A 25,902-nucleotide genomic window follows, 5' to 3' on the forward strand; every position below is an offset into this window, starting at 1 on the left:
CCTGAGACATCCGCGCTGGCATGAAGCCAGCCCCTGCGGGAGGAAATCCGGCGGGTCAGCCCGCCGGATCCGGCATCACACGTCCAGATTGGCAACGCTGAGGGCGTTGTCCTGGATGAACTCGCGGCGCGGTTCCACTTCGTCACCCATCAGCTTGGTGAAGATGTCATCGGCCGCATCGGCCTCCTTGACCTTCACCTGCAGCAGCGAGCGGGCATTCGGGTCCAGCGTCGTCTCCCACAGCTGCTCCGGGTTCATCTCGCCAAGGCCCTTGTAGCGCTGCAGGCTAAGGCCCTTGCGGCCGAGGGCGAAGATGGTGGACAGCAGCGCCTGCGGCCCGCGGATCGCCGTCTCGGTTTCCTTGCGGCGCAGAACGGCGGCCTTGCCATAGATCTCGTTGAGATGGGCTGAATGGGCATCGAGGCGGCGGGCATCGGCCGAGGCCAGAAGCGCCGGATCGATGGTGGCCACCTCATCCACACCGCGCACGGTGCGGCGGAAGACGAGCGCGCCATCGTCACGCACCCCGGCCGTCCAGCCCCGCTCGAATTCATCGGCGAGAATGTCGAGACGGCGGGCGATATAGGCAGCCGCCTGCTCGCCCTTTTCCCGGTCGTTGAGCGTGTCCGGATTGAGCGCGCCGGCAATCGCCGCCTGTTCCACCACCGCACGGTCATAGCGCGAGTGCAGGCCGTCGAGAATGCCGCTGATGGCGCGCGCCTGCTCCACCACCTGCCGCAGATCCGCGCCCATGCGCACCTCGCCATTGGCGAGCGCCAGGGACGTGTCTTCAAGGCCGGTGCCGATCAGATAGTTCTCAAGCGCCGTCTGGTCCTTGAGATACTGCTCCGACTGGCCGCGCTTCACCTTGTAGAGCGGCGGCTGGGCAATATAGATGTAGCCGCGCTCGATCAGCTCCGGCATCTGCCGGAAGAAGAAGGTCAGCAGCAAGGTGCGGATGTGGGCGCCGTCCACGTCGGCGTCCGTCATGATGATGATCTTGTGGTAGCGCAGCTTCTCGACGTTGAACTCTTCCTTGCCGATGCCGGTGCCGAGCGCGGTGATCAGCGTGCCGATTTCGTTGGAAGAGAGCATCTTGTCGAAGCGCGCACGCTCCACGTTGAGGATCTTGCCGCGCAGCGGAAGCACGGCCTGGTTCTCGCGGTGGCGGCCCTGCTTGGCCGAGCCGCCTGCCGAGTCACCCTCGACGAGGAAGAGTTCGGCCTTGGAAGCGTCGCGCTCCTGACAGTCGGCGAGCTTGCCGGGCAGGGAGGCGATGTCGAGCGCGCCCTTGCGCCGGGTCAGCTCGCGCGCCTTGCGCGCCGCTTCACGGGCGGAAGCGGCTTCCACCACCTTGGACACCACCGCCTTCGCCTTGGCCGGATTTTCCTCCAGCCATTCGGCCAGCGCCTGGTTGATGATGTTCTCCACCACCGGGCGCACTTCGGAGGACACCAGCTTGTCCTTCGTCTGGGACGAGAACTTCGGGTCCGGCACCTTGACGGAGAGAACGCAGGTAAGGCCCTCGCGGCAGTCATCGCCGGTCAGCGACACCTTTTCCTTCTTCAGAAGGCCGGAGCTTTCCGCATAACCGGTGACCTGACGGGTCAGCGCCCCGCGGAAACCGGCCAGATGCGTGCCGCCATCGCGCTGGGGAATGTTGTTGGTGAAGCACAGCACCTGCTCGTGATAGCTGTCGTTCCACCACATGGCGACTTCGACCGTGATGCCGTCACGCTCGGCCGACATGGAAATGGGCGCATCCAGCAGCGGGTGTTTGGCCCGGTCGAGATAGCGCACGAAGGCTTCCAGACCGCCCTCATAGAACAGCTCGACCACACGCGGCTCGACGCCGCGCTTGTCCGTCAGGATGATGCGCACGCCGGAGTTCAGGAACGCCAGCTCGCGCAGGCGGTGCTCCAGCGTGTCGAAATCGAATTCGGTCTTTGTGAAAGTCTCGGGCGAGGGCAGGAAGGTCACTTCCGTGCCCTTGCGGCCGTTGGCCGGGCCGGTCACCTTCAGCGGGGCTTCGGCATCGCCATGGCGGAAGCGCATGTAATGCTCGTTGCCCGCGCGCCAGATGCGCAGGTCCAGCCAGGTGGACAGGGCATTCACCACGGAAACGCCCACGCCGTGCAGGCCGCCGGAAACCTTGTAGGAATTCTGGTCGAACTTTCCGCCCGCGTGCAGCTGGGTCATGATGACTTCAGCTGCAGATACCCCTTCCTGCGGGTGCAGGTCGGTGGGAATGCCGCGGCCGTTGTCTGTCACGGTGACGGAGCCATCGGCGTTGAGGGTCACGGTCACATGGTCGGCATGACCGGCCAATGCCTCATCGATGGCGTTGTCGACAACCTCATAGACCATGTGGTGCAGGCCGGAGCCGTCGTCGGTGTCACCGATGTACATGCCCGGGCGCTTGCGCACAGCGTCGAGGCCCTTCAGCACCTTGATGCTGTCAGCGCCATATTCCTGTGCTGCAGAGCTTTCCGCAGACGGGGTGTTCTCGGGAATCGAAGTATCGCTCATCCGAATCAGTCACCATTCGGTCCAGGGGATCAATGTACCCTTATACGGCACTGGCCGGAGGGTTCAACCAACCCGGCCAAATGGCCGGGTGTGAGGGGTTTCACCGGTGGAAAAACCATAGGAAACCGGCCTTTTGAGGGCGGATGTTGCGCCGCGGCAGCAAGCTGTCCGCCGCTCAGCTGCCCAGCAGATGAATCTCGCCGCTGTCCGGCAGGGCATCGAACAGGGCCTTGTCCGTGCCTGTCATGAAAACCTGGGCTTCCAGCGCGGTCAGGCGGGCAAAAAGCGCTTCCCGCCGGCCCGGGTCCAGATGCGCCGCCACCTCGTCCAGAAGCAGAATGGGCGTCATGCCCGAGACCGCCGCCGTCAGATCCGCGTGGGCGAGCACCAGTCCGATCAGCAGCGCCTTCTGCTCACCAGTGGAGGCGAGTGCTGCGGGCATCACCTTGGCCGCATGGGTGACGAGAAAATCGCTGCGGTGCGGGCCGGTGAGGGTGCGCCCCGCCGCCCGGTCGCGCGCACGGCCCTCGCGTAACCGCCGGCGCAACAGGTCTTCCTGATCGCTGGCGGCAAGGCCGGTGGCCTCGCTCTCGAATTCGCCGTCCAGCACCAGCAGCGCACGGGGGAAGGGCAGGCCCAGCTGGTCGAGCGCCTCGATCCGCCCCTGCAGCAGGCTGACGGTCTCGCGCCGGGCGAGCGCCAGCGCGACGCCAAGCTCGGCCACCTGCGCCTCGATGGCCTCCAGCCAGGCGGGAGAACCGCCATCCTCCAGCAGCTTGTTGCGGTGGCGCAGCGCCTTGTCGAAATCATTCACCCGGCGGCCATGCGCCGGATCGATCGACAGCGTCAACCGGTCGAGAAAGCGGCGCCGGTCGCCGGCAGGGCCGGTGAACAGCCCGTCCATGGCCGGAACCAGCCAGAGGACGCGCAGATAGTCGAGCAGCACTTCGGAGGAGCGCGCTTCCATGCCATCGATCCGCACCCGGCGGCCGCTGTCGCCCGCCCCATATCCGGTGCCGAGCCGTGTTTCGCCCAGGGGGCCGGTGATCAGCGCATTGACGGCAAACCCGCCCTCGCCGCCGCGCCGGGCAATATCCGGAAGGCTGGCGCGGCGCAGGCCGCGGCCGGCGGTCAGGAGAGAAATGGCTTCCAGAATGTTGGTCTTGCCGATGCCATTGTTTCCGGCCAGCGCCACGAGTTTCCGCTCTGGCGCTAGGACAAACTGCGCATAGTTGCGGAAATCCGTCAGCGTGAGGCGCTCAATCGCCACCTGGCTGATACCGGTCATGGTGTCCCGTCATGGCAATGGGGTGTGGCAGGACGCAGAGGCATAGGGGCTGCTTGTTCTCTCTCGCGCAGCCTTTCCGCCCCCCTCCCTCCGGCGGGGCTGCGTTTCCCCCTGCCTGACCAGGGCACAAATTCCTCTCCCCTCTTGAGGGGGAGATGCCCCCGGCAGGGGGCAGAGGGAGGTAACGGACTGTCTGCTTGGGAGAGACCCTGCTTTGCTGAAACGCTGCCCCCCTCTGTCTGCTGACGCAGACATCTCCTCCTCAAGGGGGGAGAGGGGCGCTGCGGCAAAAGAGAGCATTCGCTCCTCCTTGCGTCCATATCAACAATTGCCTCTTCGCCGGGAGGGGAGAGCAAAGGCCCTGCCATAAGCCAGATGCAGCACTGCGCACACATGTCCGCAACCGGCTTGTCAAATCTTGCCCCGCTTAAGGGCCCCCTCACACCCGCATCGGCATCAGCACGAAGAGGCTGTCGCCGTTGGCGTTGTCCTGAACGAGGGTGGGGGAGCCGGAATCTGCCAGGCGGAACAGGGCGGTGTCACCCGTCAGCTGGGCTGCGATGTCCAGCAGGTAGCGGGAGTTGAAGCCGATTTCCATCGGCTCGGCATCATATTCGACGGCCAGTTCTTCCGTTGCACTGCCCGAGTCCGGGTTGTTCACGGCCAGCACAAGACGGCCTTCCGACATGGACAGCTTCACGGCCCGGCCACGCTCGGAGGAAATGGTCGACACGCGGTCCACCGCTTCCTTGAACTCGTCCCGGTCGACGCGCAATTCCTTGTCATTGTGCTGCGGAATGACGCGGCCGTAATCCGGGAAGGTGCCGTCGATCAGCTTGGACGTCAGAACCACCGGCCCGTTGGTGATGCGGATCTTGGTGCTGGAGATCTCCACCGTCACCTCGGCCTCGCGGTCCTCCAGCAGCTTCTGGACTTCGCCCACCGTCTTGCGCGGCACGATGATGCCCGGCATGCCGGCAGCACCCTGCGGCGCGGGCACTTCGGCCTGGGCAAGGCGGTGGCCGTCGGTGGCAACCGCCCGCACCATCTGGCCCTGCTCCCCGGCAACCGTGTGCAGGTAGATGCCGTTCAGATAGTAGCGCGTCTCCTCGGTGGAGATGGCGAACTGGGTCGTGTCGATCAGCTTGCGGATCGCACCGCCTGCCAGCGTGAACTGGTGGGTGAAGGTACCGGCTGTCAGATCCGGGAAATCTGTCTCGGGCAGCATCTGCAGCGCAAAGCGCGAGCGCCCGGCCCTCAGTTCCAGCGTGGCATTGTCGCTGGAGGTTTCCAGCACGACCTGCGAGCCCTCGGGCAGCTTGCGCACGATGTCATAGATCATATGCGCGGGCACGGTCGTCGCGCCGGGCCGCTCGATCATCGCAGGCACCGTCTCCACGACCTCAAGGTCAAGGTCCGTCGCCTTGAGCTTGAGCGAGCCCTGATCGGCGCGCAGCAGCACGTTCGACAGGATCGGGATCGTGTTGCGGCGCTCGACAACCCGGTGCACGTGGGTCAGGGACTTGAGCAGGTCGGTCCGTTCGAGGGTCGCTTTCATGCGCGTCTTCCGTGTACTCGTGACGGTCAGACCAGGTGGCCTGACGCAGGAAACCGTATGCTCCGGCAGGGCAGGAGCGGGGCACCGAACCTGCCCTTTATGGCCACAAAATGCAAGAGGGCGCCCGGTTGGACGCCCTCAAAACATCAATCTTCGCAAGGACGGCGGCAGTTTCCCCCACTATCCCAAGTCTTCGCGCAAGCCTTTGGGCTCACGCGTCCAGCATGCGCTTCAGCAGCTCCAGCTCCTGCGCCAGGCTCACATCGGCGCGGGCCATTTCCTCGATCTTGCGCACGGCATGCAGAACCGTGGTGTGATCGCGGTTGCCGAAGCGGCGGCCGATTTCCGGCAGGGAGCGCGGCGTCATCACCTTGGCCAGATACATGGCGATCTGGCGCGGACGCACGATGGTGCGGGTGCGGCGGGCCGACAGCAGGTCGGCCTTGGTCACATTATAGTGCTTGGAGACGATCCGCTGGATGTCCTCGATCTTCACCCTGCGCGGTTCGCTGGAGCGGATGAGGTCCCGCAGGGTCATCTCGGCCATTTCCTGCGTCACCGGCTGGTTGGTGAGCTGGTTATGGGCAACGAGCCGGTTCAGCGCGCCTTCCAGGTCGCGCCCGGAGGACACCACGTGGCGGGCGACATAATCCAGAACCATGTCGGGAACGGAGAAAGCCGGGTAGGACTTCTTCAGATTGGCTACGCGGGCCGACAGGATGTTGCGGCGCAGGGAGAAGTCTGGCTCGTTGATGCCGACAACCAGGCCGCCGGACAGGCGCGAGCGCACCCGGTCATCCAGCGTGTCCAGTTCGGATGGGGCGCGGTCTGCAGCCACGATGACCTGACGGGCGCCGTCGATGAGGGCGTTCAGCGTGTGACAGAATTCCTGCTGCACCTGCTTGCCATGCAGGAACTGCATGTCGTCGATCAGCAGAAGGTCGATGCTGCGCAGGGTTTCCTTGAAGGACAGGGCCGACTGGGCCTTCAGCGCCGCAACGAAACGGTACATGAAATGCTCGGCTGTCAGATAAAGCACCTTGCGGCCGGAAGCACGCGCCTTGGCGGCGACAGCCTGCATCAGATGGGTCTTGCCGAGGCCGACCGAGGCATGAAGATAGAGCGGATTGAAGGTGACGGCGCCGCCGGCGGCAACCTGCTTGGCAGCAGCAAGCGCCAGGCCGTTGGATTCGCCCTCGACAAAGGTCTCGAACGTGTATTTCGGATCGAGCGCTGCACCCTGCAGCACGTCGCGGCTGCCCATGTCGGCTTCGGCGCGGGCAAGAGCGGCGGTCGCGGCCTGCGCAGCGGCGACCGCATTGGTCGGCTCGCTCAGCGAAATCGGGCGCGCCTCGGCGGCAGCCGGAGCCACCGGGCGGGCGGGCGCGGACAGGCTGCTGCTGCTGGCCATTGGCATCTCGACCTGACGGGGGCGCATGGCGCCGCGCACGGTCAGTTCGATGCGATGCACGTTTTCGCATTCACGCTTCCAAAGGCCCATCAGCCGGTCGCGGTAATGAGACTGGATCCACTGCTTCAGAAAGCGGGTGGGTACGGACAGACGCACGGTGCCATCTGCATTTTCTTCCAGGTCAACGCGTGCAAACCAGCTGGAGAAGACGTCATCGCCCAGCTCGGCCCGCAGGCTTTTTTTGACGCGGTTCCATTGTTCAGCGCCCATATCTTCCTGAACTTGCATGTCACCTCGCCTCTCGTTCGTTCCGGAAAGCAGTCCGCCACAGCCGCTTTCCCGTTTCATACGGTCGGGACGCCTGGAGGGCTGTCCCGTGTTTCAAGAACGGCAGAACCTGCCGGGACCAGGGGAGGTGGTCCCGTTGGGTCTGCCTGAGTGTCTAAAGAAGGACCCTAGCTCTGGATCCAGGGAAGGCCGCAGGCCTTCCATCCGCCGGCGCTGCCCCGGTGACCGGTCCCGTCAAGCGGGCCCTCGAAACCGTCGGCAATGTTGAAGCACGACCCGTATCCTGCCTGCGTCATCGCAATGGCTGCATTCAGGCTCCGGGCGCCGGAGCGGCACAGAAAATAGATCTGAACCGTTTTGTCCAGCCCTTTCCGCTCCAGTTCGGCCGAAAGTGTGGCAACGAAGTCCGGAACGGGTGAACCGGCCGGAAAACCCTGCCATTCGGTAAAGATGACCTCCTTACCAATGGCTCGGAGATCAGGTACGCCGACGAAATTCCATTCGGCCCGGGTACGCACATCAACCAGCACAGTATTGGGGCTGGCAGTCAGCGCCTCATAAGCCGCCCTAACGTCGACGTCGCCCGCATAAGGCATAGAATTCGACAAATGACCCCCTTCGCAATATCGAGTATTGCGCACCATCGATACCAAAATCTGAGGAGAAATTTGGGCTTAGAAGAGCTCGAACTTCGTTGGACCCGTAAAAATAACATTGGTATGCAAGGAAACTGCTCCTGAACTCTGCCAGTTATGTCTCTTTGCCTGCCTTGCCATTTTCCTAGTCCACGTTTTGCTGTGTTTTTTATTTAAATTTCGAGCTTGCCCCGATGGATTGAACATACACAGGCAGCCGGAACGCGGCAACAGTTGCCTATTAACAAAATGGCCGCAGACGGCTTTTCCGGGCGGTCAGATTAACGCCTTCGTGAACGGCTTCCGGGCCAAATCCGTTCTGACTCAAGGCCTTTTCTTGATGTGCTCGGAAGAGGCCAACAGGCTGGCACTTCTCCAAAAAAAAACTTCGCCACGTACTTGACTCAGGTTGAATCGGGCAGGGGAGGCCGGATCCATGCCGACATGCCCATAACCAATTGAAAAATATGAGAAAAAACTGACAAAGCCCAGCATGAATATTTGCTGGTATGCAGTGATAGTTTTATCGTGAGAATTTTTTCATGTGCCGTTCAGGCAACAAAAAACCCGGCCTTTCGGGCCGGGTTTTGAAGATTCTATGACAGGCGTTATCAGGCCTGCAGAGCCTTCACGCGGGCGTTCAGACGGGACACCTTGCGCGAGGCGGTGTTGCCGTGAACGACGCCCTTGGAAGCGGCGCGCATCAGCTCCGGCTGGGCAGCCTTGAGAGCTTCGGTGGCAGCGTTGTAATCGCCGGAAGCAATGGCTTCCTCGACCTTGCGCAGATAGGTGCGCACGCGGCTCCGCCGTGCCTTGTTAACAGCCGTCCGGCGGGCAATCTTGCGGGCCGCCTTGGTGGCCGAGGGAGTGTTGGCCATTGGCTCAATCCTGGTCCGAGTGTGAAACAAAAATTCCGTTGAACATCAGGGCGGCAGACATAGGCCTGAAACCGCCCCGCGTCAAACGAATGCAGCGGCGATTTGATCGCCACCGGTTGGCCGAGGCTTATAGTCCCGCCCAACCGGTCCGTCAATGCCAAAACCCGAGTCAAAGCGTCATTTGTTACGGAACTGGGGCGTGCGCTTTTCGATGAAAGCGGCCATGCCCTCGCTCTGGTCTTCCGTGGCAAAGGCCGCATGGAACATGCGGCGCTCGAAGCGGATACCCTCGCTCAGCGTCGTCTCGTAGGCGCGGTTGACGCTTTCCTTGGTCATCATCACCACGGGCATAGAGAAGTCGGCGATCTTCTCCGCCGCCTTCATGGCCTCCTCCATGAGGTCATCCAGCGGCACGATGCGGGAGACGAGGCCGCAGCGCTCGGCCTCCACGGCATCCATCAGCCGGCCGGTCAGGCACATTTCCATGGCCTTGGACTTGCCGATGAAGCGGGTGAGGCGCTGGGTGCCACCGGCCCCCGGCAGAACGCCAAGCGTGATCTCCGGCTGGCCGAACTTGGCATTGTCGGCGGCCAGGATGAAATCGCACATCATGGCAAGCTCGCAGCCGCCGCCGAGCGCATAGCCGGCCACCGCAGCAATCACCGGCTTGCGGTTGCGCGCCACCCGGTCCCAGGGTGTGATGAGATCGGTCATATAGGCCTTGGCGAAATCGAAGGGCTGCATCTCCTTGATGTCCGCCCCGGCGGCAAAAGCCTTCTGCGAGCCGGTGATGATGACGCAGCCGACGCGTTCATCCGCCTCGTAGGCGTCAAGCGCTGCCGCCACTTCAGCCATCAGGGCCGCGTTCAGGGCGTTGAGGGCCTTGGGCCGGTTGAGCGTGATGATGCCCACCTTGCCGCGCTTTTCGGTCAGGATGTTCTCATATGCCATTGCAGTCCTCCGCTGACGGGCTTTGCCCCTGTGGCAGCGCCCGGCGGCGGCACCCGGTGGTGCCCCGCTGGCCGGGCCATGGCAACAAGGGGTAGCTGACGCGCCGCACACGTGCAAGGCGCTGTCCTCCCGCCTTTTTGGCGGAGCCTCAGCGCTGGCACTTCGCGCAGTGGAAGGTGGAGCGGCCCGACTGCACAAGCCGCAGAACCGTACCCTTGCAGCCTTCCGTGCGGCAGGGTTCGCCCTCGCGGCCATAGACGGCGAAGCTGTGCTGGAAATAGCCGAGCGTGCCGTCGGTCTGCGCATGGTCGCGCAGGGTGGAGCCGCCGGCGGCAATCGCCTCTTCCAGCACTTTGCGGATTGCAGCTGCCAGACGCTCGCGCGCGGTCACCCGCGCCTTGCCCGGCCCCGTGATGTCACCTGCCGCCCGCTCCGGACTGAGGCCGGAGCGCCACAACGCCTCGCAGACATAGATATTGCCAAGCCCGGCAATCAGCCGCTGATCCAGAAGCGCGGCCTTCAATGGCGCGGACTTGCCCGCAAACAGCCGGTCGAGCAGATCCGCATTCAGCGCATTGCCAAGCGGCTCAATGCCCATGGCGGCGAAGAGCGGATGGGAGCTAAGGCCGCTGCGCGCCACCAGCTGCATGAAACCGAAACGGCGCGGGTCATTATAGACAATCCGGCTCGCCGCCTCCGGTCCCAGACTGCCGGGGGCGGAGAGGTGGAACACCACATGATCGTGCTTTTCATCACGCGAGCGGGCATGGGTGAAATCACCCGGCAGAAAACTGTCCGACTGCTGCTCCACCCGGAAGGAGCCGGACATGCCCAGATGCATGACCAGCACCTCGCCGCTGTCGAGATCGGCCAGCAGATATTTCGCCCGGCGGGAAAGGGCTGTGACAATCCGCCCCTCCAGCCGCTCCACGAAGCGTTCGGGGAAGGGAAAGCGCAGATCCGGGCGGCGGCATTCGAGTTTCAGGATGCGCGCGCCTTCAAAATCCGGCTGCAGGCCGCGCCTGACCGTCTCGACCTCGGGCAATTCGGGCATGGGAGGACCTACCGATCTTGAACAAAAGACTATATGGACTGCACAAACCGCCTATATGAGACCCGGGCCCGGCGCAACAATGGCGCTGGCCTGCGGCTTGTACTAAGGTCCGCGCAATTGTGGCCTGTGCCCGGAACACCGGCCCCGGGCCGCGCGTTGCGGCAGCAGTGCTGCTTCCGTGACCGTCATTCAGGGAGTGACCCGCATGACCGACGAAACTGGCTTTTCCTCCGCAGGCGCCTATGCCTCCAGCCGCGCGCCCGAGGACATGCCGACCAGCTTCGGCTTCCGCACCGTGCGCGAAGGCGAGAAGCAGGGCCTCGTCAACGACGTGTTCCACAAGGTCGCCAACCGCTATGACATCATGAATGACCTGATGTCCGGCGGCCTGCACCGGGTGTGGAAGGATGCGATGGTCTCCACCCTTGCCCCTCCGCACACACCGGGCCGTGGCTGGAAGGTGCTGGATGTGGCCGGCGGCACCGGCGACATTGCCACGCGCATCGTCGAGCGCTCGGGCCGTGCGGTGGAAGCCGTGGTGCTGGACATCAACGGCTCCATGCTGGCCGTGGGGCAGGACCGGGCGAACAAGGCGGGGCTTTCCGGCTCCATCCGTTTCTCGCAGGGAAATGCGGAAGTGCTACCCTTCCCGGACCGCAGCTTTGATGCCTATACGATCGCCTTCGGCATCCGCAACGTGCCGGAAATCGGCAAGGCGCTGTCGGAAGCCTACCGCGTGCTGAAGCGTGGCGGCCGCTTCCTGTGCCTCGAATTTTCCGAAGTCGACATGCCCGGCCTCGACAGGATCTATGATGCCTTCTCCTTCCACGTCATTCCGGCGATGGGGCAGGCGGTGACAGGCGATGGCGAACCTTATCGCTACCTCGTGGAATCCATCCGCAAGTTCCCCAATCAGGAACGCTTTGCGCAGATGATCCGCACCGCCGGTTTCGAGCGGGTGACCTACCGCAACTACACCGGCGGCATTGCCGCCCTGCACTCGGGCTGGAAACTCTGATCCATGGCCCTTGCGATACGTCCCTTGCTGCGTCTGGCGCAGGCCGGTTTCGTTCTGGCGCGTGAAGGCGTCTTCGGCTTGTTCAACATTCCGGACCTGCCGCCCGCGGCGCGGCTGGCACTGCGCTTTGCCCGCCTGTTCGAACGCCGCTCCGTGCGCGACAAGAGCGCCCGCTCGCGCCTCTCCGATGCGATGAACCGGCTGGGGCCGTCCTATGTGAAGCTTGGCCAGTTTCTCGCCACCCGCGCCGATGTGGTCGGCAAGGAAGCGGCGGCGGAGCTTGCCCATCTGCAGGACCGGCTGCCCGCCTTCAGCCAGAGCGAGGCCGAGGCCTGGGTCGCCGAGCAGCTGATGCGGCCGGTGAACGAGGTCTTCGTGGAGTTCGGCGAACCGGTTGCCGCCGCCTCCATCGCGCAGGTTCACCCCGCCATTGTGCGCCAGAGCGACGGCTCGCTGCGCAAGATGGCCGTCAAGGTGTTGCGGCCGGGTGTCGCCCGCCGCTTCCAGCGCGATCTGGAGAGCTTCTATCTGGCCGCACGCCTCGCCGAGCGCTTCCACGAGCCCTCCCGCCGCCTGCGGCCGCTCGCCGTGGTCGACACTCTGGCCCGCTCCGTGGCGCTGGAAATGGATTTCCGCCTGGAAGCTGCCGCCCTGTCCGAAATGGCCGGGAACACTGCTGAGGATCCCGGCTTCCGCGTGCCTTCCGTGGACTGGATGCGCAGCGCCAAGGGCGTGCTGACGATGGAATGGATCGACGGCACCAAGATGTCCGATGTGGAGGGGCTGACCCTTCAGGGCCTCGATCTGGAGCTTCTGGCCGCCAACGTGATCCAGAGCTTCCTGCGCCACACCCTGCGCGACGGCTTCTTCCATGCCGACATGCATCAGGGCAATCTCTTCGTCGAGGCCGATGGCACGCTGGTGGCGGTCGATTTCGGCATCACCGGACGCCTCGGCAAGGCGGAGCGCCGGTTCCTCGCCGAAATCCTCTATGGCTTCATCACCCGCGACTACCGCCGGGTGGCGGAGGTCCATTTCGAGGCCGGTTACGTGCCCGCCGATCAGGATGTGGATGTGTTCGCTCAGGCGATCCGCGCCATTGGTGAGCCGATCCACGGCCATGATGCATCCGAAATTTCCATGGCAAGGCTCCTCACCCAGCTGTTCGAGGTGACGGAGCTGTTCCAGATGCACACCCAGCCGCAGCTGATCATGCTGCAGAAGACCATGGTGGTGGTGGAGGGCGTTGCCCGGACGCTGAACCCCCGCCTCGACATGTGGCGTACGGCCGAGCCGGTCGTGGGGGCCTGGATCGCCCAGCACCTTGGGCCTGCGGGCCGGTTGCGCGATGCTGGCGCTGCTGTGAATGCGCTTGGCCGCATCGCCAGCGATCTGCCCATCTTCGCCGACCGGGTGGGCCGCATGTCGGAAGAGCTGGAAAAAATGGCCCACGAAGGCCTGCGCTTTGATGCCGCCACAGCTGAGGCCATCGGCCGCTCCGAAGCCCGCCACAACCGCTCGGGCCGGATCGCGCTCTGGATCATCGCCCTGTCCATGGCAGCGATTGCCGCCAAAGCCTGGTTCTGAAACCAGACCGAATCCCGATGAGCTTGGCTCATCGGGATTCGGTCAAGCCCGGGCGGCGCCAGAGCCATTTCAAGGCGTGATGCGTCAGCATCGAAAGCCCTGTCAGTGCGCTTCGTCCCAGTTGTCTGCGGCGCGGGCGTCGACCTGCAGCGGCACGGACAGCTTCAGCAGCGGCTCGCAGGCGCCTTCCATCACCCGGCGTATGACCGGGATGGCTGCTTCGACTTCCGCCTCTTCCGCCTCGAAGATCAGTTCGTCATGCACCTGCAGCAGCATGCGGATGTTGAGGCCGGCATCCGCCAGCGCATCTTCCATCCGCAGCATGGCGCGGCGGATGATGTCGGCAGCCGATCCCTGAATGGGGGCGTTGATCGCGGCCCGCTCGAAGAAGGCGCGCATGGACGGGTTGGACGTGTTCACATCCGGATAATGCGCCTTGCGCCCGAAGATCGTGGTCACAAAGCCCTTTTCGTGAACTTCCTTCTTCACCGCTTCCATATAGTCGCGGATACCGGGGAAGCGCTGGAAATACATCTTGATGTAGTCACCAGCCTCCCCGCGTGAAATGCCGAGCTGGGCGGCGAGGCCGAAGGCCGAGATGCCATAGATGATGCCGAAGTTGATCGCCTTGGCGCGGCGGCGGACCATCGGGTCCATATCCTTCACCGGCACGCCGAACATCTCGCTTGCCGTCATGGCGTGAATGTCGAGGCCATCGGCAAAGGCCTTTTTCAGCTGCGGAATGTCGGCAATGTGGGCCAGCACGCGCAGTTCGATCTGGCTGTAGTCGGCGGAAATGAGCTTGTTGCCCTTTTCCGCGACGAAGGCCTTGCGGATCTTGCGGCCGGCTTCCGTGCGCACCGGAATGTTCTGCAGGTTCGGCTCGGACGAGGACAGGCGCCCGGTCGTGGTCGAGGCCAGCGAATAGGACGTGTGGACCCGCTTCGTTTCCGGATTGATGAAGCCGGGCAATGCGTCTGAATAGGTGGACTTCAGCTTGGCAAGCTGACGCCATTCGACGATCTTCACCGGCAGCTCGTGGCCTTCGGCGGCCAGATCATCCAGCACCGAAACCGAGGTGGACCAGGCGCCGGTCTTGGTTTTCTTGCCGCCGGGCAGACCCATCTTGCCAAACAGGATGTCGCCCAGCTGCTTGGGTGAACCGATGTTGAAGGTCTCCCCGGCAAGGGCGTAGATCTCCGCCTCCACGGCGGCCATGCCTTGCGCAAATTCGCCGGAAAGGCGCGAGAGCATCTGCCTGTCGATGGAAATGCCGCGCTGCTCCATCCGCGCCAGTACCGGCACCATGGGCCGCTCCAGCGTTTCATAGACGGTGGCCATGGCTTCCGCCGCAAGGCGAGGCTTGAGCACCAGCCACAGGCGCAGCGTCACATCCGCGTCCTCGGCGGCATAGGCCGAAGCGCGCGAAATCTCCACCTTGTCGAAGGTGACCATCGACTTGCCGGACCCGGCCACCTCCTTGAAGGGAATGGGCGTGTGGCCAAGCCAGCGTTCGGAGAGCTCGTCCATGCCGTTGCCGCCCTTGCCTGCGTCCAGCGTGTAGGACAGCAGCATGGTGTCGTCATGCGGGCCAACCTCGATGCCGTGACGGGCCATCACCTGCCAGTCATACTTGAAGTTCTGCGCGATCTTGAGCACGCCGGGATCTTCCAGCATGGGCTTCAGAACATCGAGCGCCGCCCGCAGCGGAATCTGGCCGGGCACGAGACAGCCGCCACCCAGAAGATCGCCCTCTCCGTCCACGTGGCCCAGCGGCACATAGCAGGCGCGGCCAGGACGGGTGGCGAGCGACACGCCGGCGAGCTCGGCCTGCATGGCATCGAGCGAGGTGGTTTCCGTGTCGAAGGCAACGATGCCCGTTTCCATCGCCTCTGCCACCCAGGCCTTGAGGCGCTCGATATCCGTTACCGTTTCATAGGTGGAATGATCGACCGGGATGCGGCGGATTTCTTCCGCCCGTGCAGCGGCAAGGCTCTGCGGCGTCATCATGCCATCCGGCGCGGCCACCGCGGACGCGGAAGACGGATCTGCGGAACCGGCCGGGGCAGAAGCCGCAGAACCCGGGGCTGCGGCAGGGCCGCGCTCCATCATGCGGCCCTTGGCGTCGGGCGCATGCCAGCCGGGGATGGTCAGCTCCGCCGGGTCGATATTGGCCGTCTCCGCCCCGGTTGCCTCGGCCACACGGCGGGTGAGCGTGGTGAATTCCATCGCCTTGAGGAAACCGACCGCCTGCGGGCCGTTGACGGCTTCCACGGCAAAATGGGTGACCGGGGTTTCCACCGGCACGTCGCATTTCAGCGTCACCAGCTGCTTCGAAATGCGGGCCTGTTCGGCAAATTCGATCAGGTTTTCGCGGCGCTTGGGCTGTTTGATGCTGGAGGCATTGGCCAGCAGGGTCTCAAGGTCGCCATATTCAAGAATCAGCTGGGCGGCCGTCTTCAGGCCGATGCCGGGTACGCCGGGCACGTTGTCGACGCTGTCACCGGCGAGCGACTGCACCTCGATCACCTTGTCCGGGCCGACGCCGAACTTCTCGAACACCTCCGGCTCGCCGATGATCTTGTTCTTCATCGTGTCAATCATGCCGATGCGCGGGCTGATCAGCTGCATCAGGTCCTTGTCGCCGGAGACGATGGTGACGCGGGCGCCCATGGCGGCGGCCTGCGTGGCATAGGTGGCGATCAGATCGTCCGCCTCGAAGCCTTCCTGCTCGATGCAGGGCACGTTGAAGGCGCGGGTCGCCTGCCGGATCAGGCCGAACTGCGGGATCAGATCCTCCGGCGGCTCCGGGCGCTGCGCCTTGTAAGCGGGGTAGATGTCATTTCGGAAGGTCTTGGCCGAATGGTCGAAGATGACGGCGAAATGCGTCGGCTCGTCGCCCTTCTCCGGGGTCGGGCCCTCAGTCAGCAGCTTCCACAGCATGTTGCAGAAGCCGGAGACGGCGCCAACCGGCAGGCCGTCGCTCTTGCGCGTCAGCGGCGGCAGGGCGTGATAGGCGCGGAAAATGAAGGTGGAGCCATCGACCAGGATCAGGTGGTCATTGGCGGTGAGGGCGGGGAGGGAAGCATCGTTCGACATGGCGCGGATCATGCCGGGGAACGGGTGCGGATGAAAGGGCTAATAGTGGCTTTGCCCAATCAGCTTCTGCCCGTTGCCTTCTTCATCTCAGGCAATCCGCGCCCAGCCGGGCCGCTCGATGAGGAAGCCGAGCCAGCCGGTGCGCCGGATGAACCACAGGAGCAGCAGCGGGGCGAGGCTTGCCACCAGCGTCACCAGCAGGGAAACCGTGCCAATATCCAGCACACCGGCTTTCAGCAGCAGCACGCGGGACAGCGCCATGGGCAGGAAGAAGGCCAGATAGATGACGATGGAATTCCGGCCGATGAAGCGCAGCGGATCGAGTAGGGGAAGCTGCGCCAGCAGGCTGGAGACGAGCACGATGGCCACAGCTCCGGCAAAGCCAAGCGCCAGGGAAACGCCCGGCAGTTCGCTGAAGCCGGCAAAGACGGCAAGACCGTTGACCAGCGCCCAGAGCCCAAGCCCCACCGTTGCAGCGCCGCGATGGGCGGCAGCCCAGTCCGCCAGCACGAAGAGGCGGCTCGCAAATACATAGCCGCCGAAGAAATAGACAAACCGTTCGGCAAAATAATCGGCGATGTAGATACCCGTCTCGACCGGCAGGATCTGCAGCAGGGCGGCAGCCGTCAGCGTCAGCTGCCAGGGCACCCTCAGGTCATGCAGGACCTTCGTGATGACGAAAAAAACGGCCAGCAGATAGATGAACCAGAGCGTGCCGAAGGGCTGAACGAAGGAAATGAGATACTCCCGCAAGACGCCGCACCAGCCGAGTTCAACGGCAAAGGACGGGGCCTTGAGCGCGAACTGGATCGTCAGCCACAGCACGTAAAAATAGGCGAAGTGCAGCACCTTGCGGTCGGCATAGAGCCGCCAGGACCGTGACAGGACAAGGGCGGTGAAGAGCCCGGAGATCATGAAGAAATCCGGCATGCGGAAGGGCGCGGCGAACTGCACCACCGGGTGGATCCAGCCCATCTGCCCGGCGGCCTCCTCAACACCCAGCACCGAATGCATCATCACGACAAAGATGATGCAGATGCCCTTGGCGTGATCCACCCAGCCGATTCGCCCCTCTTGCCCCATTCCGCGTCTCCCCTACGGCCTCGCCGTCCATTCCGGACCACAGCATTCCTTCAGGAGAGTGATGCGGTCCAGAATTCCAAGAGCCAGCGGAAACTTATCGGACCGAACGGCGGATGGCAGCAGTCACTTCTGTGTGAGGGGCACTCTGCCGCAGAGGTCAGTTGCCATCGCGCCAGGGACTGATGCGCGGGGCGCTGTCATCACCAGGCTTGTGGCGGGTGCTGGTCCATTCGGCGCCGTCCAGATCCACCACCGGCTCGCCCTGCTTGCGGCGGCGGTTGACGGCCACGACGGAGGCACGGCGGGAGAAAAACCGCGCCAGCGCCACGCGCAGCGGCGGAATGAACAGCAGAAGGCCGACTGCATCGGTCAGAAAGCCCGGCAGCAGCAGGAACAGGCTTGCCAGAACGATCATCGCGCCCTGCATCATGTCGTCGCCCGGCACGCGCCCGGCATCAAGCTCGGACTGTATGCGGCGGACAAGGGAAAGCCCTTGCTGGCGAAGCAGCACCGTTCCGGCGACGGCGGTGAACACCGTCAGCAGGATTGTCGCCAGCACGCCGATGGCCTTCCCGACCAGAATGAGCACGGCAATTTCGGCAAGCGGCAGCAACAGCAGGCCGCCCAGGATCAGCAGAGGCAAAGATTCAAACCCGTTGACAGTTATATAACGTGAACAAGATAGGGTCTGGCTCAGGGAAATGCGAGGGATCTGCGCATTTTTGCCACTCTTCCGCCGGGGCAGGGCGGTTATGTCCCCAATCTGGACCATCCGGATGGACAAGACACTTGCCCCGCGCACTGGATGCTGGTTCAACAGAACCTACATATGGGATTGAATGATTGTCCCGCAGTCCTTTCCGGCCGGTCAGGCCGGTCACGGGAGACTGTGGATCGCGGAGAGAGCCCGGTAGCACCAAATGAACGATATCTTTGACGTCACGAACATCATTCTTCTGGGGCTTGCGGTCTTTATCTTCTTCAAGCTGCGCTCCGTGCTGGGCCGCCGCACCGGCAGCGAGCGCCCGCCGTATGATCCCTATTCCAAGCCTGCACCGGGCAAGAACGGCCAGGCCCGCGCCGAAAGCCCGCGCGACAACGTGGTGCCGCTGCCCGGTTCACATCAGCGCCAGGAACCGGACGAGCAGGCAAGCCCGGACCAGCTGGCCGACAAGGTGGCTCCGGCCGGTTCCGCGCTGAACGAGGCCCTGCGCCAGGTTCTGTCCGCCGACCGCAGCTTTGAGCCCGAGCAGTTCCTGCAAGGCGCCAAGGCGGCTTACGAGATGATCGTCACCGCCTTTGCCGAGGGCGACCGCAAGACGCTCAAGCCGCTCCTGTCGCGCGAGGTCTTCGACGGCTTCAACAGCGCCATCTCCGAGCGCGAAGCGCGCGGGGAGACCATCGAGTCCACCTTTGTCGGCATCGACAAGGCCGATATCGTTGAAGCAAGCATGAAGGGCAGCATCGCCCAGGTGACCGTGCGCCTGCAGAGCGAGCTGATTTCCGCCACCCGCGACAAGGACGGCCATGTGATTGATGGCGATCCCAACCGCGTCACGGAAGTGGTGGACATCTGGACCTTCGCGCGCGACACCACGACACGCGATCCGAACTGGAAGCTGGTCGCAACCGAATCGGCAGGATGACGGTGCAGTCAGAACAGGCATTGCGATGGGCCGCAGCCCCTGCTGCGGCCTTTCTGCGTTTGCGGCGGCAGACGTTGCGGGCTTTGACCGCAGCGCTGTGCCTTTGGGGAACCGGCGGGGCAGGGGCCATGACATTCGATACGGAACTGCCGCTGAAACCGGCGGATTTTTCCAGCCTCCCGGGCTGGGCGCAGGACGGCCACCTGGCGGCCCTCCGGTCCTTTCTCCGGTTTTGCACCAGCGATGAGCAAGGCGCTCAGGCACGCAATAGCCTGCAGCGCGCCCTGACGGCGGCCTGCCGCAAGGCGCAGGCCGAAGCTCCGGCAACGGATGCTGCTGCCCGTGCCTTCTTCGAGCGGGAGTTCCGGCCTTACCGCGTTGCAGCTGATGGCTTCGTCACAGCTTATTTCGAGCCGGAAGTGCGCGGTTCGCGCCAGCCTTCTCCAGCCTTTACGGCCCCGCTCTACCGGGCGCCGGAGGGATTGACCACGCTGAGGCCGGAAAGCACCCCGAAAGCGCTGTCCGGGCTGACCCATGCGTTGAAGACGTCAAAGGGCTTCCGCGAAATGCCCGACCGGGGCGCCATCATGGATGGAGCTCTGAAGGGCAAGGGGCTGGAGCTCGTCTGGCTGGCCGATCCGGTTGATGCCTATTTTGTCCATGTGCAGGGTTCCACCCGGATCCGTCTAGAAGACGGCTCGGTGATGCGGGCAGGCTATGCCGGCAAGACCGGCCATCCCTACACCGCCATCGGCAAGGTGCTGGTGGACGCAGGTGAAGGCACGCCCGAGGACTTCACCATGCAGGGCCTGCGTGCCTGGCTGAAGGCCAATCCGGAGCGGAGGGACGGCCTCTTCCGCCGCAACCGCTCCTTCATCTTCTTCCGCGAGGTGACAGAGGTGGGGCCGGAGCTTGGTCCCATTGGCGCGGCGGGCCTACCGCTGGTGCCGGGCCGGAGCCTTGCCATTGACCCGCGCTTTCACAGCTATGGTCTGCCGGTCTTCGTCGGAGCGGATCTGTCCGGTGCAGGTCTGGCGCAGCCGCAGTGGCAGCGGCTGATGATTGCCGATGACACGGGCTCGGCCATTCGTGGGGCCGCACGCGGCGACATCTTCATGGGCTCGGGCGATGCGGCAGGGGCTGCGGCCGGAGCCGTGCGCCACAAGGCCAGCTTCACCATTCTGCTGCCGCGTGTCCTGACACCAAACCCCTTGGGACAAGGCTCATGAGCGGACGGCGCGGGCGCAACAAGGACCTTTCGACCGAAGACAGGCAGATCTGGTCGAAAGTGGCGGCAACACTGACGCCGCTGAAGACTACGCAGCCTCTGGAGCCGGACCCGGATCTGGAGCAGGAGCTGAGCCTTGCCGAGGAAATGGCACGGGCCGGTATCGTGATGACGGGCGCAGGACAGTGCGCAGGCGCGCCCGAAACGGCCATCCGCTCCCCCGCCCAGCCCAAAGGCCCGCCGCCACTGGCGCCGCTGGAGCGGCGGGTGCGGCAGAAGATCGTACGCGGCATGCGCAGCTTTGATGCGCGGATCGATCTGCATGGCCTGACCCAGCAGGAAGCACATGACCGGTTGCGCGGCTTCCTGCATGTAGCCTACCAGCGCGGCCATGTGATCGTGCTTGTCATCACCGGCAAGGGTGGACGCAGCGGGCCGGGCTCCGGCCATCGCGCGCCCTATATGGACGAGCGCGGCATTCTGCGCCGCGTGGTGCCGCAATGGCTTGCCATGGCCGATCTGCGGCATATCGTGCTGGGATTCGAGGAAGCACATCTGACCCATGGCGGGTCCGGCGCGCTTTATGTGCGCCTGCGCAAGCGCAAGGCATGACGGCAAAGCAGGAACAGTGGCAGGGGCAAGAGACGGCATGACACCGCTGGGAGCCAAAATCAGGGAACTGAGAGCCAAGCGCGGCATCTCGCTGAAGGAAATGGCGGCGGGCCTTGCCGTCTCCAGCGCCTATCTCTCGGCACTGGAACATGGCAAGCGCGGCAAGCCCACATGGTTCCTGGTTCAGCGAATCATAACGTTTTTCAATGTCATCTGGGATGAAGCAGAGGAAATCCAGCGTCTGGCGGAGATTTCCGATCCAAAGGTGACCATCGACACCTCTGGGCTGGACCCGAAGGCGACGGAGTTCACCAATCTGCTGGCGCGCAAGATCGAGGGCCTGTCCCCGGACTCCCTCGATCATCTGCTGCATCAGCTGCGGGTCGTTGCCGCCAGGGATGGTGTCTGACGTTAGGGAACGGTTCCCAAAGTCAGGCCTTGCACAGTTTAGAGGCTTTCGGGGCGCGCTGCGCCGATATAGGGTCCCGCGCGCCGGAGCACTGTCCTGACGGGGCAGGCCCAGACAGGACGAGCAGACATGAAGCTTCCCGCAGAAGACCTGAATGAGCTTATCAATGCAGCGGCCCTGCGCGAAAGGCTGACCGCCCTGACCGTTCCCCATGACGGCAAGGGCACGGACCTTAAGGTGCGCGCTGCCGTGCTGGGCGAGTTGAAGGCAGCCTACAAGGCCGGCCGAGATCTGGCGCAGGAAGGCCTGAAGCGCGATGGCAGCGGCCTTGCCTGCGCCCAGCGCCTGAGCCATCTGCAGGACGAACTGATCCGCGTCATCTATGATTTTGCCCTCTGGCACGTCTACCAGATCAAGAACCCCTCGGCTGCCGAACGCATGGCCGTGGTGGCGGTGGGCGGCTACGGGCGCGGCACGCTGGCGCCGGGCTCCGACATCGATCTGCTGTTCCTGCTGCCCTACAAACAGACGCCCTGGGGCGAGCAGGTGGTGGAATACATCCTCTACATGCTCTGGGATCTGGGCTTCAAGGTTGGCCACGCCACCCGCAACATCGACGAATGCATCCGCCTTGCCCGGCAGGACATGACCATCCGCACGGCCATTCTGGAGGCCCGCTTCATCTGGGGCGAGGAGCCGCTGTTCGAGGATCTGCAGACCCGCTTTGATGCGGAAGTCGTGGCCGGTACCAGCTCCGAATTCATCGCTGCAAAGCTTGCCGAGCGCGATGACCGGCACAAGCGGCAGGGCACCTCGCGCTATCTCGTCGAGCCGAACATCAAGGAAGGCAAGGGCGGCCTGCGCGACCTGAATACCCTGTACTGGATCGCCAAGTATCACTACCGCGTGCGCACCCAGTCCGATCTCGTGTCGCAGGGTGTGCTGTCGCGGGCCGAATACAACCGCTTCATCAAATGCGAGGACTTCCTGTGGGCGGTGCGCTGCCACGTGCATTTCCTCACCGGCCGCCCGGAAGAACGCCTGTCGTTTGATCTTCAGCGGGAAATCGCCATCCGCCTTGGCTACACCCAGCATCCCGGCCAGAAGGATGTGGAGCGCTTCATGAAGCACTACTTCCTTGTGGCCAAGGATGTGGGCGACCTGACGCGCATCTTCTGTTCGGCGCTGGAAGACCAGCATGTGAAAAAGCCGCATGGCTCGGGCATCGGCGGGCTGATGCTGCGCCTGCGCGGCGCGCGCGGCAGCAACGTGCAGCCGATCCGCGAGGCCCCTGGTTTCGTTGTCGAGAACGGCCGCATCAATGCCACGTCGGACACCGTGTTCAAGGATGATCCGGTCAACCTGATCCGTGTGTTTCAGCTGGCCGACAGACTGGAGCACCATCTCCATCCGGAGCTGATGAAGCGGATCCACCGCTCCCTGTCGCTGATCAACGGGGCCTTGCGGGACAATCCGGAAGCCAACCGGCTGTTCCTCTCCATCCTCACCTCCCGCAACCACCCGGAAGAAACCCTGCGCGCCATGAACGAGGCCGGCGTGCTGGGCCGCTTCGTGCCGGATTTCGGCAAGGTGGTGGCGATGATGCAGTTCAACATGTACCATCATTACACGGTGGACGAGCATCTGATCCGCTCCATCGGCGTCCTGGCCGAAATCGAACGCGGCGATGCGGGCGAGGGCAATCCGCTCTCCACCCAGCTGATCAAGACCATCCAGAACCGCAAGGTTCTCTATGTGGCCATGTTCCTGCACGACATCGCCAAGGGCCGGCCGGAGGATCATTCCATCGCCGGGGCGCGCATTGCCCGCAAGATCTGCCCGCGCTTCGGCCTCAGCGCCTCGGAGACCGATACGGTCGCCTGGCTGGTGGAGCATCACCTCGACATGAGCACCTATGCCCAGTCGCGCGATCTCTCCGACCGCAAGACCATCACCGACTTTGCCCATATCGTGCAGAGCATGGAGCGGCTGAAGCTGCTGCTGATCCTGACCGTGGCCGATATCCGCGCCGTGGGACCGGGCGTCTTCAACGGCTGGAAAGGCCAGCTGCTGCGCACGCTCTATTACGAATGCGAACCGCTGCTGACCGGCGGCCACAGCCAGCTGAGCCGCAAGGAACGGGTGGCCGATGCCAAGGCGCGGCTGGAAGAAAAGCTGTCGTCCTGGCCGGAGGCGGCACGCAAGGACTATGTGGCGCGGCATTATCCGGCCTACTGGCTGCGCACCGAGCCGGAGCGCACGCTGGCTCATGCCGAGCTGATCCACAACGCCGATCTCAAGCATGAGCGCTTTGCCGCCGCCGTCACCACCCGCGCCTTCGAGGGCGTCACCGAAATCACCCTGCTGGCACCGGATCATCCGCGCCTTCTGTCCTCCATCGCCGGGGCCTGTTTCGTCACGGGCGCCAATATCGTCGATGCCCAGATCGACACGACCACGGATGGCTTTGCGCTGGACACGATCTTCGTCAGCCGCGAGCTGCCCGATGATGCGGATGAAAAGCGCCGGGGTGAGCGGATCACCGATCTTATCCTCAAAACCCTGCGCGGTGACGCGCCGCTGCCCGAGCATGTGAGCAAGAAGACAGCGGTGAAGGGCCGGATGAAGGCCTTCCGCATCACGGCGGATGTTATTGTCAACAACTCGTCCTCGGACAATTACACCATTATCGAGGTGAGCGGCCTCGACCGGCCGGGCCTTCTGTATGACCTTACCCGCGCCATGGCGACGCTGAACCTCAACATCGGCTCGGCCCATATTTCCACCTTCGGCGAGCGGGTGGTGGACGTGTTCTATGTCACCGACCTGACGGGGCAGAAGATCTCCAACATTGCCCGGCAGGACGTGATCCGCGAACGGCTGGTGCAGGCGGTCGACGGCAAGCTTGAAACAAATTCCGGGGCGGCGGCACTGGTGACGCAATCCTGACCAGCGGGCGGATCTACACCCCATGAGCATGCTGCGGAACTTTGCCACTGTCGGCGGCGCCACCCTCGCCAGCCGCCTGATCGGCTTCGCGCGCGATGCCATGCTGGCGGCCGTCGTTGGTACAGGGCCGGTGGCCGATGCCTTTGTCGTCGCCTTCCGTCTGCCCAATCTCTTCCGCCGCCTGTTTGCGGAGGGTGCCTTCAATTCCGCTTTCGTGCCGCTTTTCGGCCGGACACTGGAGGAAGAGGGCGAGGAAGCTGCCCGCCGGGTGGCCGGGGAGATTGCCGCAGCCCTGTTCTGGACGCTAATAGCGCTGACGGCGCTGGCGCAGGTTTTCATGCCGGCGGTGGTCCGGGCGCTGGCGCCGGGCTTTGCGGCAGAGCCGGAGAAGTTCGACCTCACCGTGCTGATGTCACGGATTGCCTTCCCCTATCTCCTGTTCATGTCGATGCTGGCCTTTGCCGCCGGCATTCTCAACACCTATCACCGCTTCGCTGCGGCGGCCTTTGCCCCGGTGATGCTGAATGTGGTGATGTGCGCCGTCCTCGCAGCCATTGCATTTGCCGGTGTCTCCGGCGAGCGGACCCTGGCTCTGTCCTTGAGCTGCGGCGTTGCCCTGGCCGGCATCGTGCAGCTTGTCTTCGTGCTGGCGGGGTTGAAACGCCTCGGCTTCCGCGTGCCCGTGCTGCGCCCGCGCCTGACGCCGGCCGTGCGCAGGCTTGCGCTTCTCGGCGTGCCGGGGGTGATTGCCGGCGGCATCACCCAGATCAACATCGTCGTCGGGCAGGTGATTGCCTCGGGCGAGGCCAGCGCCAATGCGCTGCTCTATTATGCCGACCGGCTGTATCAGTTGCCGCTGGGTGTCATCGGCATCGCCGTGGGTGTCGTGCTGCTGCCCAGCCTGACGCGGCAGCTGCGATCGGGTCAGGGGGGGCTCTTCCGCCAGACGCTGAACGGGGCGATGGAATTTGCCCTTGCCCTGACGCTGCCAGCCGCAGTGGCTCTGGTGTTGATCCCGGAGGAAATCGTCTCGGTGCTGTTCCAGCGCGGCGCCTTCGGCCGGGAGGCGGTGGAGGGCACGGCGCTGGCGCTGGCCGCCTTTGCCTGGGGCCTGCCTGCCTTCGTGCTGCACAAGGTGTTTGCCCCTGGCTTTTTTGCCCGGGAGGACATGCGCACCCCCATGTGGTGCGCAGGGATCAGCGCCGTGATCAACCTTGTCCTGTCGCTGCTGCTGTTCCCGGACTTCCGGCATATAGGGATCGCCGCCGCCACCAGCATTTCGGGCTGGGTCAACACCGGCCTGCTGGGCCTTGCCCTGTGGCGCAGCGGCTATTTCGTGCCGGACCGGCTGGTGCTGCGCAAGGTGGCGCTGCTGTTCCTCGCCAGCCTGCTGATGGGCGCGGCGGTGGAACTCCTGTCCGGGCCGCTTGAACCGCTGCTGACCAGTGGCCATCTCTCCATCCGTCTTGCCGGGCTGCTGCTCCTGACGGGATCCGGCATGGCCATTTTCGCGGTCTTTGCGCAGATTACCGGCGGTGCCGATCTCATCGGCTTTACCCGCCGCCTGCGCAAGGGCCGGGAAAACGGCGAAGACGGCAAACGCGATGCCATGCCCGGCTTCATGTCCGATTGAAGCCCAAAGCTCCCGGCTTGCCTTGCCGCCAGCGGTTCGCCATAAG

Annotated in this window: 20 protein-coding genes; 8 read left to right on the forward strand and 12 right to left on the reverse strand. The window is 64.1% G+C overall.

From position 1 onward, the window contains the following. Positions 1 to 75: 75 nt before the first annotated feature. The 9 genes from gyrB to mutM form a co-directional block, all read right to left on the reverse strand. Complete coding sequence (gene gyrB, locus ASC48_RS04815; RefSeq protein WP_055454644.1) at positions 76 to 2,529, reverse strand: DNA topoisomerase (ATP-hydrolyzing) subunit B; 2,454 nt, start codon at positions 2,527 to 2,529, stop codon at positions 76 to 78. A 175-nt stretch (positions 2,530 to 2,704) separates the two neighbouring features. Next, on the reverse strand, positions 2,705 to 3,817 hold the full coding sequence (gene recF, locus ASC48_RS04820; RefSeq protein ID WP_055454645.1) for a DNA replication/repair protein RecF: 1,113 nt from the start codon (positions 3,815 to 3,817) through the stop codon (positions 2,705 to 2,707). A 439-nt stretch (positions 3,818 to 4,256) separates the two neighbouring features. After that, positions 4,257 to 5,375, reverse strand: coding sequence for a DNA polymerase III subunit beta (gene dnaN, locus ASC48_RS04825; RefSeq protein WP_055454646.1), 1,119 nt, complete (start codon positions 5,373 to 5,375; stop codon positions 4,257 to 4,259). 211 nt (positions 5,376 to 5,586) lie between these two features. Then, the gene (dnaA, locus tag ASC48_RS04830; protein WP_055454647.1) at positions 5,587 to 7,074 is read right to left on the reverse strand and encodes a chromosomal replication initiator protein DnaA; all 1,488 of its coding nucleotides are present in this window, start codon (positions 7,072 to 7,074) and stop codon (positions 5,587 to 5,589) included. Positions 7,075 to 7,241: 167 nt separating this feature from the next. Further along, entirely contained in the window at positions 7,242 to 7,670 is a 429-nt protein-coding gene (locus ASC48_RS04835; RefSeq protein WP_055454648.1) for a rhodanese-like domain-containing protein, read from the reverse strand. A 363-nt stretch (positions 7,671 to 8,033) separates the two neighbouring features. After that, entirely contained in the window at positions 8,034 to 8,204 is a 171-nt protein-coding gene (locus ASC48_RS19485) for a hypothetical protein (protein WP_156367078.1), read from the reverse strand. A 116-nt stretch (positions 8,205 to 8,320) separates the two neighbouring features. After that, positions 8,321 to 8,587: a 30S ribosomal protein S20 gene (gene rpsT / locus ASC48_RS04840; RefSeq protein ID WP_019964246.1), complete on the reverse strand. Its 267-nt coding sequence runs from the start codon at positions 8,585 to 8,587 to the stop codon at positions 8,321 to 8,323. A 177-nt stretch (positions 8,588 to 8,764) separates the two neighbouring features. After that, positions 8,765 to 9,538 (reverse strand): enoyl-CoA hydratase, encoded by a 774-nt coding sequence (locus ASC48_RS04845; protein WP_055454649.1) that lies wholly within the window; start codon positions 9,536 to 9,538, stop codon positions 8,765 to 8,767. 148 nt (positions 9,539 to 9,686) lie between these two features. After that, positions 9,687 to 10,592, reverse strand: coding sequence for a bifunctional DNA-formamidopyrimidine glycosylase/DNA-(apurinic or apyrimidinic site) lyase (mutM, locus tag ASC48_RS04850; protein ID WP_055454650.1), 906 nt, complete (start codon positions 10,590 to 10,592; stop codon positions 9,687 to 9,689). Positions 10,593 to 10,860: 268 nt separating this feature from the next. On the opposite strand from mutM, the gene ubiE reads away from it, so the two are divergent. After that, complete coding sequence (gene ubiE / locus ASC48_RS04855) at positions 10,861 to 11,610, forward strand: bifunctional demethylmenaquinone methyltransferase/2-methoxy-6-polyprenyl-1,4-benzoquinol methylase UbiE (protein ID WP_055454844.1); 750 nt, start codon at positions 10,861 to 10,863, stop codon at positions 11,608 to 11,610. 3 nt (positions 11,611 to 11,613) lie between these two features. Then, on the forward strand, positions 11,614 to 13,197 hold the full coding sequence (gene ubiB, locus ASC48_RS04860) for a 2-polyprenylphenol 6-hydroxylase (RefSeq protein WP_055454651.1): 1,584 nt from the start codon (positions 11,614 to 11,616) through the stop codon (positions 13,195 to 13,197). 102 nt (positions 13,198 to 13,299) lie between these two features. Here the strand turns inward: ubiB and polA are convergent, their stop codons facing one another. The 3 genes from polA to ASC48_RS04875 all read right to left on the reverse strand — a co-directional run bounded on the left by polA (position 13,300) and on the right by ASC48_RS04875 (position 18,022). Continuing rightward, positions 13,300 to 16,308, reverse strand: a complete 3,009-nt coding sequence (gene polA / locus ASC48_RS04865; protein ID WP_055454652.1) for a DNA polymerase I — start codon at positions 16,306 to 16,308, stop codon at positions 13,300 to 13,302. Positions 16,309 to 16,383: 75 nt separating this feature from the next. Further along, on the reverse strand, positions 16,384 to 17,379 hold the full coding sequence (locus ASC48_RS04870; RefSeq protein ID WP_055454653.1) for an acyltransferase family protein: 996 nt from the start codon (positions 17,377 to 17,379) through the stop codon (positions 16,384 to 16,386). Between the two features lie 157 nt (positions 17,380 to 17,536). Beyond that, positions 17,537 to 18,022: an FxsA family protein gene (locus ASC48_RS04875; protein WP_055454654.1), complete on the reverse strand. Its 486-nt coding sequence runs from the start codon at positions 18,020 to 18,022 to the stop codon at positions 17,537 to 17,539. A gap of 277 nt (positions 18,023 to 18,299) precedes the next feature. On the opposite strand from ASC48_RS04875, the gene ASC48_RS04880 reads away from it, so the two are divergent. From ASC48_RS04880 to murJ, 6 genes are all read left to right on the forward strand, one after another. Then, a complete protein-coding gene (locus ASC48_RS04880; protein ID WP_055454655.1) occupies positions 18,300 to 19,025 on the forward strand; it encodes a Tim44/TimA family putative adaptor protein in 726 nt (241 codons plus the stop codon). A gap of 128 nt (positions 19,026 to 19,153) precedes the next feature. Beyond that, a complete protein-coding gene (gene mltA / locus ASC48_RS04885; RefSeq protein ID WP_055454656.1) occupies positions 19,154 to 20,254 on the forward strand; it encodes a murein transglycosylase A in 1,101 nt (366 codons plus the stop codon). Further along, a complete protein-coding gene (locus tag ASC48_RS04890; protein WP_055454657.1) occupies positions 20,251 to 20,865 on the forward strand; it encodes a Smr/MutS family protein in 615 nt (204 codons plus the stop codon). The genes mltA and ASC48_RS04890 overlap by 4 nt, the downstream gene beginning before the upstream one ends. A gap of 37 nt (positions 20,866 to 20,902) precedes the next feature. After that, on the forward strand, positions 20,903 to 21,274 hold the full coding sequence (locus tag ASC48_RS04895) for a helix-turn-helix domain-containing protein (RefSeq protein WP_050473635.1): 372 nt from the start codon (positions 20,903 to 20,905) through the stop codon (positions 21,272 to 21,274). Positions 21,275 to 21,403: 129 nt separating this feature from the next. Continuing rightward, positions 21,404 to 24,223, forward strand: coding sequence for a [protein-PII] uridylyltransferase (locus tag ASC48_RS04900; RefSeq protein ID WP_055454658.1), 2,820 nt, complete (start codon positions 21,404 to 21,406; stop codon positions 24,221 to 24,223). Positions 24,224 to 24,245: 22 nt separating this feature from the next. After that, the gene (gene murJ / locus ASC48_RS04905; RefSeq protein ID WP_055454659.1) at positions 24,246 to 25,856 is read left to right on the forward strand and encodes a murein biosynthesis integral membrane protein MurJ; all 1,611 of its coding nucleotides are present in this window, start codon (positions 24,246 to 24,248) and stop codon (positions 25,854 to 25,856) included. The last annotated feature ends 46 nt before the right edge of the window (positions 25,857 to 25,902 follow it).

It is taken from the genome of Pannonibacter indicus (assembly GCF_001418225.1).
GTDB classification, from domain to species: domain Bacteria; phylum Pseudomonadota; class Alphaproteobacteria; order Rhizobiales; family Stappiaceae; genus Pannonibacter; species Pannonibacter indicus.

Coding starts and splice junctions, on each gene's coding strand:
- gyrB (WP_055454644.1), bottom strand. CDS start 2,529: ATGAGCGATACTTCGATTCCCGAGAACACCCCGTCTGCGGAAAGCTCT.
- recF (WP_055454645.1), bottom strand. CDS start 3,817: ATGACCGGTATCAGCCAGGTGGCGATTGAGCGCCTCACGCTGACGGAT.
- dnaN (WP_055454646.1), bottom strand. CDS start 5,375: ATGAAAGCGACCCTCGAACGGACCGACCTGCTCAAGTCCCTGACCCAC.
- dnaA (WP_055454647.1), bottom strand. CDS start 7,074: ATGCAAGTTCAGGAAGATATGGGCGCTGAACAATGGAACCGCGTCAAA.
- ASC48_RS04835 (WP_055454648.1), bottom strand. CDS start 7,670: ATGCCTTATGCGGGCGACGTCGACGTTAGGGCGGCTTATGAGGCGCTG.
- ASC48_RS19485 (WP_156367078.1), bottom strand. CDS start 8,204: ATGCTGGGCTTTGTCAGTTTTTTCTCATATTTTTCAATTGGTTATGGG.
- rpsT (WP_019964246.1), bottom strand. CDS start 8,587: ATGGCCAACACTCCCTCGGCCACCAAGGCGGCCCGCAAGATTGCCCGC.
- ASC48_RS04845 (WP_055454649.1), bottom strand. CDS start 9,538: ATGGCATATGAGAACATCCTGACCGAAAAGCGCGGCAAGGTGGGCATC.
- mutM (WP_055454650.1), bottom strand. CDS start 10,592: ATGCCCGAATTGCCCGAGGTCGAGACGGTCAGGCGCGGCCTGCAGCCG.
- ubiE (WP_055454844.1), top strand. CDS start 10,861: ATGCCGACCAGCTTCGGCTTCCGCACCGTGCGCGAAGGCGAGAAGCAG.
- ubiB (WP_055454651.1), top strand. CDS start 11,614: ATGGCCCTTGCGATACGTCCCTTGCTGCGTCTGGCGCAGGCCGGTTTC.
- polA (WP_055454652.1), bottom strand. CDS start 16,308: ATGATCCGCGCCATGTCGAACGATGCTTCCCTCCCCGCCCTCACCGCC.
- ASC48_RS04870 (WP_055454653.1), bottom strand. CDS start 17,379: ATGGGGCAAGAGGGGCGAATCGGCTGGGTGGATCACGCCAAGGGCATC.
- ASC48_RS04880 (WP_055454655.1), top strand. CDS start 18,300: ATGAACGATATCTTTGACGTCACGAACATCATTCTTCTGGGGCTTGCG.
- mltA (WP_055454656.1), top strand. CDS start 19,154: ATGACATTCGATACGGAACTGCCGCTGAAACCGGCGGATTTTTCCAGC.
- ASC48_RS04890 (WP_055454657.1), top strand. CDS start 20,251: ATGAGCGGACGGCGCGGGCGCAACAAGGACCTTTCGACCGAAGACAGG.
- ASC48_RS04895 (WP_050473635.1), top strand. CDS start 20,903: ATGACACCGCTGGGAGCCAAAATCAGGGAACTGAGAGCCAAGCGCGGC.
- ASC48_RS04900 (WP_055454658.1), top strand. CDS start 21,404: ATGAAGCTTCCCGCAGAAGACCTGAATGAGCTTATCAATGCAGCGGCC.
- murJ (WP_055454659.1), top strand. CDS start 24,246: ATGAGCATGCTGCGGAACTTTGCCACTGTCGGCGGCGCCACCCTCGCC.